Source organism: Halobacillus campisalis, assembly GCF_030345335.1.
GTDB lineage: Bacteria > Bacillota > Bacilli > Bacillales > Halobacillaceae > Halobacillus_A > Halobacillus_A campisalis.
Map to the genome: position 1 here is coordinate 146065 of NZ_JAPVRC010000006.1, position 13072 is coordinate 159136.

At 40.9% G+C, this 13072-nt stretch carries 12 protein-coding genes and 1 riboswitch; of the genes, 8 read left to right on the forward strand and 4 right to left on the reverse strand.

Going from position 1 to position 13072, the window contains the following annotated elements; genetic code table 11:
* Positions 1–40: 40 nt before the first annotated feature.
* The 3 genes from O2Q26_RS19080 to O2Q26_RS13620 all read left to right on the forward strand — a co-directional run bounded on the left by O2Q26_RS19080 (position 41) and on the right by O2Q26_RS13620 (position 1494).
* Positions 41–220 (forward strand): hypothetical protein, encoded by a 180-nt coding sequence (locus O2Q26_RS19080; protein ID WP_352232250.1) that lies wholly within the window; start codon positions 41–43, stop codon positions 218–220.
* 45 nt (positions 221–265) lie between these two features.
* Entirely contained in the window at positions 266–589 is a 324-nt protein-coding gene (locus O2Q26_RS19085) for a hypothetical protein (RefSeq protein ID WP_352232251.1), read from the forward strand.
* 395 nt (positions 590–984) lie between these two features.
* Positions 985–1494 carry a hypothetical protein gene (locus O2Q26_RS13620; protein WP_289216414.1) on the forward strand — a complete coding sequence of 170 codons (510 nt, stop codon included), beginning with the start codon at positions 985–987 and terminating at the stop codon, positions 1492–1494.
* 13 nt (positions 1495–1507) lie between these two features.
* Here the strand turns inward: O2Q26_RS13620 and O2Q26_RS13625 are convergent, their stop codons facing one another.
* Both O2Q26_RS13625 and O2Q26_RS13630 read right to left on the reverse strand, forming a co-directional pair.
* The gene (locus tag O2Q26_RS13625) at positions 1508–2158 is read right to left on the reverse strand and encodes a YczE/YyaS/YitT family protein (protein WP_289216415.1); all 651 of its coding nucleotides are present in this window, start codon (positions 2156–2158) and stop codon (positions 1508–1510) included.
* A gap of 14 nt (positions 2159–2172) precedes the next feature.
* Positions 2173–2595: a GNAT family N-acetyltransferase gene (locus O2Q26_RS13630; protein ID WP_390216658.1), complete on the reverse strand. Its 423-nt coding sequence runs from the start codon at positions 2593–2595 to the stop codon at positions 2173–2175.
* A 373-nt stretch (positions 2596–2968) separates the two neighbouring features.
* Between O2Q26_RS13630 and O2Q26_RS13635 the strand changes: the two genes are divergently transcribed.
* Positions 2969–3742, forward strand: a complete 774-nt coding sequence (locus O2Q26_RS13635) for an SDR family NAD(P)-dependent oxidoreductase (protein WP_289216417.1) — start codon at positions 2969–2971, stop codon at positions 3740–3742.
* A 1134-nt stretch (positions 3743–4876) separates the two neighbouring features.
* Here O2Q26_RS13635 and metC read toward each other — a convergent pair.
* Entirely contained in the window at positions 4877–6064 is a 1188-nt protein-coding gene (metC, locus tag O2Q26_RS13640; RefSeq protein ID WP_289216418.1) for a cystathionine beta-lyase, read from the reverse strand.
* A complete protein-coding gene (locus tag O2Q26_RS13645; RefSeq protein WP_289216419.1) occupies positions 6057–7181 on the reverse strand; it encodes a methionine biosynthesis PLP-dependent protein in 1125 nt (374 codons plus the stop codon). Before O2Q26_RS13645 ends, metC begins: the two co-directional genes overlap by 8 nt.
* An 83-nt stretch (positions 7182–7264) precedes the next feature.
* A riboswitch (SAM riboswitch) is annotated at positions 7265–7381 on the reverse strand.
* A gap of 156 nt (positions 7382–7537) precedes the next feature.
* Between O2Q26_RS13645 and O2Q26_RS13650 the strand changes: the two genes are divergently transcribed.
* The 4 genes from O2Q26_RS13650 (at position 7538) to ilvN (ending at position 13048) form a co-directional block, all read left to right on the forward strand.
* Positions 7538–8410, forward strand: coding sequence for an SMP-30/gluconolactonase/LRE family protein (locus O2Q26_RS13650; RefSeq protein ID WP_289216420.1), 873 nt, complete (start codon positions 7538–7540; stop codon positions 8408–8410).
* A gap of 1135 nt (positions 8411–9545) precedes the next feature.
* A complete protein-coding gene (gene ilvE / locus O2Q26_RS13655) occupies positions 9546–10451 on the forward strand; it encodes a branched-chain-amino-acid transaminase (RefSeq protein ID WP_253935864.1) in 906 nt (301 codons plus the stop codon).
* Positions 10452–10814: 363 nt separating this feature from the next.
* Entirely contained in the window at positions 10815–12530 is a 1716-nt protein-coding gene (gene ilvB, locus O2Q26_RS13660) for a biosynthetic-type acetolactate synthase large subunit (RefSeq protein ID WP_289216421.1), read from the forward strand.
* Complete coding sequence (ilvN, locus tag O2Q26_RS13665) at positions 12527–13048, forward strand: acetolactate synthase small subunit (RefSeq protein ID WP_253935862.1); 522 nt, start codon at positions 12527–12529, stop codon at positions 13046–13048. Before ilvB ends, ilvN begins: the two co-directional genes overlap by 4 nt.
* The last annotated feature ends 24 nt before the right edge of the window (positions 13049–13072 follow it).

Here is a 13072-nt window from a genome sequence, read left to right on the forward strand (position 1 = left end):
TTTTATAAAAATTCTCTAGATGACTAGAGGGGTGTGGGACATGGACGCAATAATAAAAAAACAGTTTGACAACCTTCAGTCAAAAGACAAACAAAATCAGTATGACGCTTTTACGTATATAATGGAGATTGTAAAACAGGAAGTCGATTGGGCTAATGAAGTGTGGAATCAGCTATTGGAAGATTTGGATCATAATGACCCGCATAGGAAGACCAGATAAGCTCAATTCCTCGCTCACTTGGCTATCAGTGATCCAGAGGGAAGGATGCTTGAAGATTTCTCCAGGGTTTGGTTAGTGACGAAAGATCCTAAATTCGTGATCGCAAGACACAGTTTGCAGGCAACTTGGCGTGTAGGTTTAGCAGGAATAAACCAAAAAGATTTAGTGATGAAGCATTTTGAAGATCGTTTCTTAAACTGTATCCACGAAAAAAATTATACATTAATCCGTTATGATATTATCGAAGGGCTAAGCAAATTATATAAAGAAAGACAAGAAGAAGATATAAAAGAAAAAGCAGAGGAACTTATTGAAAATGTAAGAGAAGATAAATATAAGAAGAAATATTCTAATTTATTGAGGAGATGAAAGGCTTATTAAATGTGATACGAACGAGTAGGTTTTGCTGTCGTGATTAGTACAGTCATTTTCGACGCTGATGGTACTTTTAGATTGAGAAAAATCTCTGGAAAGATTTCTTGTTAATCAATACGAAAGGTATTATGATTACATCGAGCACCCTGAAAAGCTTTACATAATGAAGTTTTTGAAATTGAGAGGGTATGTTTCCAAAGGTAAGGTTTATCCTATAAACTGCAATCAACATAGGAATGTACGGCATTTGGAAAAAGGGAATATCCTATATGTAATAGATGAATTAGAAAACATAGAGTCAATGATAACTCATATAAAACAGCGTCATTTTAAATAAAGAAGGCTGTAGTGCTGATGTAGACTGCAGAATTAAAAAGAGGTGTCATAATTTGGTGATCACTTACATCCCTCCTAAACTTGAGACTTCCACAAGAGAAATTGCTATTCAAAAAGGGAAATACATAATCGGTTACATGCAGAGATATCAGCAGGGTATAGAGGGTCAACTGAATACAGGGGTCAACTTAGAAGTTGTAAGTGAAGAGACAAACGATGAGTATACTATTCAACAGGAACTTTTCCATTCAAATGGAGGTTTAGTTTGGACGATATTCAAAGATGAGGTGGTTATTGGTGATATACAATCAAATCCTGATGGTACAAAGAAGCACCGGATCATCGCAAACGTAAAGGGGCACCTGCCTATCCAAGTAACTTCTACGTGGAAACGAACTGGAAAGATCAATAAAAAAGGTTCTACGGTCATCAAGGGTTTATTTAATCATAAAATACAAATTGATTCTTTACATGAACTTAAAGAGGTTGATTCCTCTCTGTTAGCAAGTATCGTATATATTTTTTGGAGCTCCCAAGAACATCCAAATAAAAAGCGATCTTAAATAAGACCGCTTATTACATCGAATGTACTCGACTTGCTTCTTTATTTGATTTTTTTGTCAAGGCATCGTCAAAAAGACTGACGTAATGCATGAAAAAGTGTATAACGACCCCGCTAAACAGCGTGATAATCAGCGTTCCTAAGCCTATCGGCCCGTTGAAAAAGAAAGCGATAATCACCAGCACTACGCTTATTAAAGATCTAGAAATCGAAACATTCAAACCTGTGAGGTTTTTTACAACAAGCATCGTGCGGTCAAACGGATTAGGCGCGAAATCGGCCTGCAGGTTTATAGCTATACCTAGACCGGCAAAAAACAGCCCCATTAATAAGCAGGTCATCTGCAAACCCCATGTTTCTGGGGTGAAGTAACTCTCTGTGGAAAAAACCCAAATATCAATGAAGAACCCCGTAAGCAACGCAGTTAGTAAAGCTAAATATTCAGGCCTCTTCTTTTCTGCGATGGCATTGAAAAGGATCATTGAAAACCCTACTACAATCTCCCAGCTTCCAATCGTCAACCCAAACGTCCGGTATAAGCCGACGAGAAGAGCATCAAAAGGCGAAGTACCTAGCTGCGAATGAATCGTAAGGGCGATTCCGAACGTCATGACGATAATACCTATTAAGTAAAAAAATAATCTTCGTGTTGACCGTTTATTCAATTTACCGCTCCTTTCTACACGTTCTTAGTCATAAGTAAATGAGGAATCCCATCTTCTACGAACTCGTCTCCCTCTACTTTATAACCCAACTTCTCGTAAAACCCTCTGGCTTGGACTTGGCCGTGCAATTTAATGGTTGTCATAGATTTTTCGGCTGCTACTTTTTCTAAGGATAAAATGATTTTTCTACCGCAGCCTATCGTACGATAGGAATCAAGAACGCATATTCTTTCAAGCTTTGCTGTGGTGTTTAAAAATCGTATTCTTCCAGTGCCAGCTGGAACTGATTTATGATAAGCGAGAATATGTTCACAGTATTGATCGTGTTGATCGAATTCGTCATCTAAAGGAACACTCTGTTCTTCAACAAATACCTTTTTCCTTATATAAAATGCTTCTTCTAATTGAGTCGAGGTTGTAACCTTTACTATTGTCAAAATAGTTCCACCTTCCTTGTTAAAGGACATCTATTCAATCATATACGGATATCCGAACTTTTCCAATGAAAAAAGGTCGGATGAAAAACTGGCCAAAGAATAAAGGTGAGGGGAGGTTCGCTGCAGCGCTATACTTTTTCTGTAAAATGCTGAGTAAGTTATGAGAATTTGCTTTCTTCATATTAAATTTCCCAAGTTTACAATGGTGCTCCTAGAGGGAACCTATTAAAAATAAGAAGGAATTCTTAGTGAGCCGTGCAAACTTTAATAGTTGCGCGGCTTTTTAATAATAGAACAGGATAAATGAAGCTGCTGATCTTATTTTGAAGAAAGACTATGCTGTTAAAAATATATAAAAGGGAAGGTTGAAATAATGGGGAAATTGGACGGAAAGGTTGCTATGGTAACAGGAGGCGGCCAGGGAATTGGACGAGCGATTGTGGAACTGTTGGCTTTGAACGATGCAATTGTTGTAATCGCTGACTATCAATTGGAAAATTCCCAGGAAGCGGCAAAAGAGATTGGTGGGAGAGTGAGTGCCAAAAAAGTAGACGTTCGATCTTCTGAACAAGTTCAATCGGTTATTGAAGGAATTGTTCATGATCATGGGCGTTTAGACATTATAGTAAATAATGCAGGAATTTCTACAATGGACACGGTCGTTAATTCGAAAGAAGAGGATTGGGACCAAACTTTTAACGTTAATGCTAAAGGTGTTTATTTGTGCTGCAAATATGGGGCGAAGCAAATGATTGATCAGGGAGGGTATGGAAAAATCATAAATATTTCATCACAAGCAGGCAAGAATGGATATAAATATTTAGGTAGTTATTCAGCTTCCAAGCACGCGGTCCTCGGTCTTACGAAAGTCCTGGCACTGGAACTGGCTGATTACCAAATTAACGTGAATGCAGTATGTCCTGGAATTGTGGAAACGGATATGAAGAGAAATGAAAGGAAAAGAGGGGGAGAACTTAGGGGGGTAAGTGCTTTGGATGTAGAAGCAGAGGATCATTCTCAAGTCCCTCTAGGACGAACAGCTACTCCAGAAGATGTCGCCCAGGCTGTTCTGTTTCTTGCGAGTTCAGGTTCTGACTATATTACTGGAGAAAGTGTGAATGTAACGGGCGGAATGACGATGAACTAATGAATAAAAGTAATTTTACTATATGGCAGGATAGTGGAAGAATTGATTTCGAGATAGTATGGTTTGTTGCCGTGTTGAGAGTCAGGGGTTGTTGTGAAGCTACCCGCTTTCCTGTGGGATCTTTGCTGTTCCGTCATCATGATGAGAGGAAGGTGGTTTTAGGAATGGACTCGCTTTCCGTGGGAGTGCAGTGAGCTTCCTCAGGCTGCCGCCTTCCGAAATCTCACCGATCACTCTCATCCCACCTCTTACACCTTAATAGTCTAGGGCGTGAATCCGTTCATATATCTCAGGGGGGGCTATCCAGCTCCAGCGCTTAGCGGCTACTGAGACTTCCTTCACTTCTGTACGATAAGTCAACATCGAATCACTCCGTTCTTCGTGTTTCCTTTATCTCCGACAGCTCAGTCCAGTCCATACGCCGCTGACCAAAGCGCTTCCGCTTTCAAAGGTAGGAGTCTCATCCATTCCTAAAACCACCTAACTTATATTAAGAGACGGAACTAAGACATGAGAAGCAAAAAACTCTCTTATACCAACGTTTTCCAACCAAACTCGTGTATTCGAGCTTCGACGCTTAGCGGTTTAACGAGTCTTCCTTCACTTCTGTACGATAAGTCAACATCGACTCCCTTCGTTCTTCGTGTTTCCTTTATCTCCGCCAGCTCAGTCCAGTCCATACGCCGCTGAACGAAGCGCTTCCGCTTTTACAAAGGGAGTCTCGCAGCTTCCCAACAACCCCATCCGATGAAGGTGAGAAACGCATCCCATAAGGAAAGGCTTCCGTCATTCCTGTCCTATATGTAGAAAACGCTGTATAGCAAGTCTTTCGAACACATGCTTACATTGAGGTTGCTGCTTTCCTTGAAGCGGTTTCGAGACACTTATATGGAAAGGGGCGGAAGGAAACGGTGAGACTCCTGTGGGATTAGCGGGACAGGTGAGACCCCACAGAGCGAAGCTCGAGGAGGCTCAGCGCCCGTCCCACGGAAAGCGAACCGTTTCCTGTAGCCCTTAAAGTCACACTATGTCTCGGAACTGAGTCTTCAACATAAGGAAGCTTATATGAATATCTACATGGAAATTTGACACAACCTAAAAATAAAATAGCCGCTGAATGCGGCTATTTACATTTCAAACCGATTGGACACTAGATAAATTGTTTCTTGCTTTCACATAAGCTAATCCTGTTTCAAAATCCTTGATTAAATCGTCCGGATTTTCCAGCCCGACCGACAGCCTCAGCAATCCATCTGTAATTCCTCGCTTCAGTCTCTCTTTTTCCGGCATAGCGGCATGTGACATTTTTGCAGGGTAAGAAAGGATGGATTCTACAGCTCCAAGGCTGACTGCGAAGACTGGAAGCTCTATCTTTTGACTAAAAGATCTTACTTCCGCTTCATCTTTTAAACGGAAAGATAAAACTGCCCCTGATCCGCTTGATTGGTAAGCGTGTGTGGATGCACCTGGATGAGTACTGAAACCAGGATAATAAACTTCCTCAACCTGTGGGTGTCCGTGCAGGTACGTGGCTACCTTATAGGCAGACTCAGATGACTGTTTCAGTCGGCAGTCCAATGTTTTTAAGCCTCGCAGCACAAGCCAGCAATCATGGGCACCTAAAATTGAACCAAACGAATTTTGTAGAAATGATAGCTGCTCAGAAAGTTCAGGATGGTTTGTGACTGCTAATCCTGCTACAACATCACTGTGTCCTGCAATGAACTTCGTTGCACTGTGCAGAACCAGGTCAGCACCTAATTCAAGTGGACGTTGTAAAGCAGGGGTCATAAACGTGTTGTCTACAAAAGTGAGGCACCCGTTGGCTTTCGCCAATTTACTTACCGCCTGGATATCCGTAATATTGAGGAGCGGATTTGAAGGAGTTTCGATATACAACACTTTTGTATTAGGCTGAATAGCTGTAGCAACTTCATGAAGATCTGTCATATTGACGAATGTATGATCTATGCCGAATCTGTACAGAACATCATGAATCATCCGAAAGGTCCCTCCGTACACATCTTCGGAAATAACGACGTGATCTTCTTTGGATAATAGCATAAACGAGGTAGAAATCGCTGCCATTCCAGAAGCGAATGCAAAACCACGGGAGCCACCTTCAAGCCCAGCAATTGTTTCTTCTAAAGCATCTCTTGTCGGGTTTCCTGACCGGCTGTAATCGTAAACGCCCGGGTTATCGAAATCGGCTTGGTGAAAAGTCGATGCTTGTTGAATAGGAACACTTACCGCGCCTGTTTGTGAATCAAACTTGTGATTGTTATGAAGCAGCCGTGTTTGAAATGAATGGGACTCAGTCATAATAAATCTCCTCCTTTTTTAAATAAGCGAGTGATTGTTCTAAATCCTGCTTTAAATCTTCAATGTGTTCGATACCGACAGAGAACCTTAACAAACGGTTACAAACTCCGTAACGGTTTCGAGTTTCTTCGGGGATGTCCGCATGAGTCTGGGTACTTGGATACGTAATGAAACTTTCTACGCCACCAAGGCTTTCAGCAAACGTAATTACGTTTAATTGCCGCAAGAGCGGGTCGATACAGTACTCAGACTGTAATCGGAAGGACAACATGCCGCCGCGGCCAGGGTAGAATACATCAGTTACCGCTTCATGATTCTGTAAATAATGAGCAAGTTCTTTTGCATTCTGTTCATGTTTTTCCATTCGTAAAGCTAATGTTTTCATTCCTCGCATCAATAGCCAGGAGTCGAACGGAGAGAGTACAGCTCCAGCTGTATTCTGAAAGTAGCCTAACTTTTCACATAAGCGTTCATCTTTTGCTACCAGAGCCCCTGCCAGGACGTCATTGTGACCTCCTAAATATTTAGTGGCACTATGAATGACGATATCCGCCCCTTCTTTCAGTGGCTGCTGAAGAAGAGGGGTATATAAGGTATTATCCACAATGAAGTAGGCCCCATGTTTTTTAGCGATTTTTGAAATGGCTTTAAGATCAGCCGTATACATTAGTGGATTGGTTGGCGATTCAATGTAAATCGCTCGAGTTTGCCCTGTTATGTAGTTTTCTAGGTCATCAAGTTTTTGGCTGTCACAATATTTGAAGAGGATTCCGTAATGGTCGGTCAAATACTCGAATAAGCGGTAACTCCCACCGTATAAATCCTCGGAAACTACAATTTCATCTCCCGTTTTAAAAATGGAAAGAGCCGCTTGAATAGCCGCCATTCCAGAACTAAAAGCAAAGGCTGCTTTTCCATGTTCGAGTTCTGTTAAAGATTGTTCCAGCAAAGTGCGAGTAGGATTCCCTGTTCTCGTGTAATCATACCCGGTGGATTCTCCAACCCCAGGATGTTGATAAGCCGTGGAAAAATGGAGGGGAGCGTTAATTGATCCAGTTACATCTCCATTATTCTTCCCTGTATGAACTAGTTGGGTTTCGGTTTTTTTTTGAGTCATTAGGATTCCCCTTTAAAACAAATTTAGATATCAAAAAAAGTCTCCCTCATAAGAAGAAGACTTTTGCGCTTTATTAGCTCTTCTTCTTATCTTCCAAACCACAATCGATCATTCGGTTTGCTGGAGTTAGCACCTTGCTGGTTGAACCAGTGGTTGCTGAGGCTTCGACGGGCCAGTCCCTCTGCCTCTCTTGATAAGAGATTTAATATTTATAAAATTCTTTCATCCTAATGTACACTACTGGAAATGTTTTGACAAGGGCAAGAAAGGAATTAAATTTTATTTTAAATTGAAAAGGGTTTAGACGCCTATATCTAGAATGGAGTTAAATAACTGATTAAAGGAGTTTTTTACATATGTATGTTGAATTAGTTGTAAATAGTCAAGCGACTTTAGGAGAAGGTCCATGCTGGGATCGCCATGCAGATGTATTTTATTGGGTTGATATTTTGGAAAAAAGGATCGGAAAGTACGTTCCAGAAACAAGAGAAATTGAATATATTCAGCTCGACAGCTACGTAGGAGCGGTTGTGCCCCGGGAGCAAGGAGGCTTGGTTGTCGCCTTACAGAAAGGTTTCTATTATCTCAATTGGGAAAAAGAATCTTTGGCACCTATTGCCGATCCAGAGAATCATCTCCCTATGAACAGGTTCAACGATGGAAAATGCGATCCAGCCGGACGTTTTTGGGCAGGAACGATGGATCTGGCGGAGGAGTCCACGACAGGGGCCCTGTATTGTCTTCAAAAAGATTTAAAAGTAGAGAAAAAAATTGATAATGTGGGGATTTCAAATGGGTTAGCTTGGTCTCCAGATCAACGTTTCATGTATTTTATAGACACTCCGACAGGGAAAGTTTTTCAATATGAATATGAGGTAAATACAGGTGAAATTACAAATCCAGAAGTAGCGGTTCAGTTCCCGGAAGGAATCGGTCATCCGGATGGTATGACGATTGATGAGGAAGGTATGTTGTGGATTGCACACTTTGCCGGCTATGGAGTATCCCGTTGGAACCCTCATACAGGTGAACAGCTTGATTTTATCGAAATTCCAGCAGTTAACGTCACTTCGTGCACTTTTGGAGGAGAGAATTTAGACGAATTATACGTTACGACAGCCAGGAAAGGGATGTCAGAAGAGGATTTAGAAAGATACCCCAAGGCAGGAGGAGTTTTTAAAGTGAAAACAGGAATCAAGGGAAGTCCTTGTTACAGCTTTAAAGGATGAATAAGTTTAGCTGCGAACATTCTAAGGAGAAAGAAATTTGATTTAGAATTAAAAATTGGGCCAATTCGACTGAATTATATTTAATTTTCATATCCTTCAGTAGTGAACTATGAATTTTAAAGGTCTGCGGTCTGCTAATACGATGCTGACGCTCATAGTGTATACTTGCTGATGAATTTATATATTTGAAAGATGCTTGAATCCGAGTGAATTCAAGCATCTTTTTATTTGCATATTTTTGCACGTATGTGTATTACGAGTTTTATAGAAATATATGAGAAATTGATTTTTATAACTTGTGAATAAGTATGCTTTTCTTCTATATAAATATCACTTTCTTCCTTATTAATATAACAAAAATATATCACCATTTAATCAATAGCATATCTATGAATTTACCTACTTCAACTATTTCTGGTTTTTTCAATAATTAGAGAAGATTCATAAGCTGATCATTATTCATCCACTGCTGATGATTATTTATGCGAATCATACCCTATTAATTATAGAGGAAACTATTAAGTAGTCTTTGATGATTTTAACTATTTTGTAACGGATCTATAGAGGGATTATAAAAAAAAGTAAAACTTGAGCCCTTAACTGTGCAATATTTTGCAGGTGTATTATTGTTCTTATCAATAGAATTATTTAATATATCTTAAATAGTACGTGAAGCGCTAGTTATACTAGACAGATTGTTCGACCTTTATTTATTCATCCTAGTAAACAAAGACTTATTACAGGATAATCTCCAGGAGGTGAAATACGCTTATAAAAGGTGATAATCAGCTTTATTGCAACATTAGTCCTTCATTTTTCAGATAAAAAAGAAAAAAAGAAATTATGTGAAAAGGGCTTGAGAACAAGTGTAGCCTGAATGAAAACGCTTTCTAAATTTATTCAATAATCTAATTAGTCAGAAAACTTATTGAAAACCTGTTGACCTTTTCCCGGAATGGGTTTAAAGTAGTCCTCAATCAACTATAACGCATCCCAAAAACCAATGGCCGCGCAAGTTGATTCATGTGGAAAGATCGACCTTTTGACCCTTTGGTGCAGGAGTGCATGCCTGCACCGGGTCACCCAAACTTTAATATGTATATTAGACAAATCTAAAAAGAAAGGAGTGCTTTTAATGAGCAACCAGTGGATTTATTTAAGCGGAGAATACGTTGATAAAAATGAGGCTGTTGTAAGCGTCTATGACCATGGTTTCCTTTATGGAGATGGTGTGTTCGAAGGCATTCGTGTTTACGAAGGCAACATCTACAAATTAGACGAACATTTGAAACGCCTCTTTGATTCAGCGAAATCAATCATGCTTCACATTCCATACGAAAAGGAGGAATTGGAGCAGATTATTGCAGAGACTGTCCGCAAAAATAAGCTGGAAACAGCCTACATCAGGGTTGTCGTCTCGAGAGGGACCGGAAATCTTGGTCTTGACCCAGCGAGCTGTTCAAATCCTCGAGTGGTTGTCATTGCTGAAGCACTTGCTTTATTTCCTAAAGAATTATATGAACGTGGTGTCCGACTTGCATCTGTATCAAGCAGAAGAAACCGGCCGGATGTTTTACCACCTCAAGTTAAATCCTTAAACTATTTAAATAATATCTTAGTGAAAATGGAAGCAAATCAAGCAGGCGTAGATGAGGCACTTATGTTAAATGATCAAGGATATGTGACAGAAGGATCAGCAGACAATATTTTTATTGTGAAAAACGGAACGATTTATACACCGCCTGTTTATTTAGGTGCTCTTGAAGGAATCACCCGAAATGCAATAATTGACCTTGCAGAGGAGCATGGCTATAAGGTGAAACAGGAACCATTCACAAGACATGATGTCTATGTAGCTGATGAAGTATTTTTAACAGGTACAGCAGCAGAAGTTATCGCTGTAGTAGAAGTGGATCAACGTAAAGTTGGAGACGGATCACCTGGAGCTGTGACTAACCATCTATTATCAGAATTCAGAAAAGTAACAACTACCGATGGACATCAGGTCTATCCATCTAAAGAAAAAGCACAAGTCAGCTAATTATAATTTTATAAAATTAACTCGAAGACAGGAATAAAGGAATAAGATCAGGCTTTTACAGAGAGCCGGGGTTGCTGGAAGCCCGGAATTGCCGCTTATTTCCGACATCATCCTTGAGTGTCCCGACTGAACGCGATAGCTAGTAGGTGGGATCAGGTGTACCAAAGCACCTGTTATCAAAACGTGAGCTTGATTTAATAGAGCTCCAAGAGGCGTACGAAATGTACGTAAATGAGGGTGGTACCGTGGAAGATCCAAGACCTTTTCGCCCCTCCTTTCTTTCTACAAGTATCTTTTTTTGTAGAGGAATTGAGGACGAAAAGGTCTTTTTATATTTAAGTGAAACATAGGAGGGATTAAAAAATGAAGGCTGAAGCAACTCGAAAGGTGAATTCAGCACCTCGTACAGGTGCAGATTTGTTGGTAGATTCATTGATTGAACAGGGTGTTGATACTTTATTCGGATACCCAGGAGGAGCGGTTCTCCCGATTTATGACGCAATCTATCGTGCTGAGGGATCCTTTGACCATGTATTGCCGCGTCACGAGCAAGGTGCTATTCATGCAGCGGAAGGTTACGCGAGAGTTTCTGGTCGACCTGGTGTGGTCATCGGTACATCAGGTCCTGGAGCTACAAACTTAATTACAGGCATTGCCGATGCGATGATGGATTCCCTGCCGGTCGTTATTTTTACAGGTCAGGTGGCTAAAGGAGTTATTGGTACTGACGCTTTTCAGGAGTCAGATGTGATGGGGATCACTACTCCAATCACTAAGCATAATTACCAAGTGCAACAGATTGAAGAGCTGCCTCGAGTTGTGAAGGAAGCTTTTCATATAGCAACGACAGGAAGACCTGGTCCGGTAGTTGTAGATATTCCCAAAGATATTTCGTCCACCGTTCATGAGGCAGAAGTAGATTCCACTTTCCACTTGCCTGGATACCAGCCGAATGTTCGCCCGAATCCAATACAGATTAATAAACTGCATGAAGCTATTCTACAGTCGAAGAAACCAGTAATATTGTCTGGTGCAGGAGTCATACATTCGAAAGGTTCGGAAGATTTGGCGAGTTTCGCTAAAAATTATAATATCCCGGTAGTTACTACACTGCTTGGCCTGGGAGGTTTCTCAGGGAGTGACAAACTTTCTCTCGGGATGGGCGGTATGCATGGAACGTATTCCGCGAACATGGCACTTTACGAATGTGACTTGTTAATTAATATCGGAGCGCGGTTCGATGATCGTTTGACGGGTAACCTGGAGCACTTTGCACCTAATGCGAAAGTGGCTCATATCGATATTGACCCAGCTGAAATCGGCAAAAACGTTCCGACTTCCCTACCGATCGTGTCGGATGCGAAAGCAGCGCTTCAAGCACTGAATAATCGAACTGTTTCTCAGTTGGATCATAAAGACTGGATAGAAAAAACTAGTTCTAATAAGAGTGAGTATCCGCTTTGGCACGATGATTATGAGGATAAGATATCGCCACAATGGTTAATGAAAAAAATCCATGCCTATACTCAAGGAGAGTCAATCGTAACTACTGACGTAGGGCAGCACCAAATGTGGGCGGCTCAGTACTACAGTTTCCATCAGCCGAACAAATGGGTTACTTCAGGTGGTTTAGGTACGATGGGCTTCGGTTTTCCTGCCGCCATCGGTGCCCAATTAGCTGAGCCAGAAGCGAGCGTGGTAGCGGTCGTCGGAGATGGTGGATTCCAAATGACGATGCAGGAACTGTCTCTTTTACAGGAGAGGAAAATTCCAGTCAAAATCGTTATTGTTAATAATGAAGCACTAGGTATGGTAAGACAATGGCAGGAAAAATTCTACGAGGGACGTTATTCTCATTCGCTCGCCCAATCACAACCTGATTTTGTTAAGTTGGCAGAGAGTTATGAGATACAAGGCTATAAGTTGGAAACAAAAGAAGATTTGGAGAAAGTACTGCCTGAGGTATTGAATGATCCGAACCCAGCCGTTATAGATTGCCGTGTCATGCAAATGGAAAATGTTTATCCGATGATTGCTCCCGGCAAAGGACTTCATGAAATGATAGGGGTGACACGATGAAACGAATTGTAACAGCGATCGTTCACAACCGGAGTGGTGTTTTGAACCGGGTGACGGGACTGCTGTCGAAGCGGCAGTTTAATATCGAAAGTATTTCCGTTGGGAGAACAGAGACGGAAGGTGTATCAAAAATGACGTTCGTCGTGGAAGTTGAAGATGAACGGAAGTTGGAACAGCTGACGAAACAGCTCAATAAACAGATTGATGTATTGAAAGTTTCCGATATTACTGATAAAGCGATTGTAGCTAGAGAGCTGGCAATGGTGAAAGTTATCAGCAACCCACAAATACGCAGCGAGATCCAAAGTATTATTGAACCGTTCAGGGCAACCGTAATTGATGTAAGCCGTGAAAGCATGACGGTTCAAGTTACTGGAAATTCAGACAAAGTTGATGCTTTGATCGATCTTCTAAGACCTTATGGAATCAAAGAACTTGCAAGGACGGGGTTAACTGCCTTCACAAGAGGGCACCAACCTCAAGTAGCAGAAATCAAATCATATTCATTACTAAAATAACTCACATTTGAAAGGAAGATTATA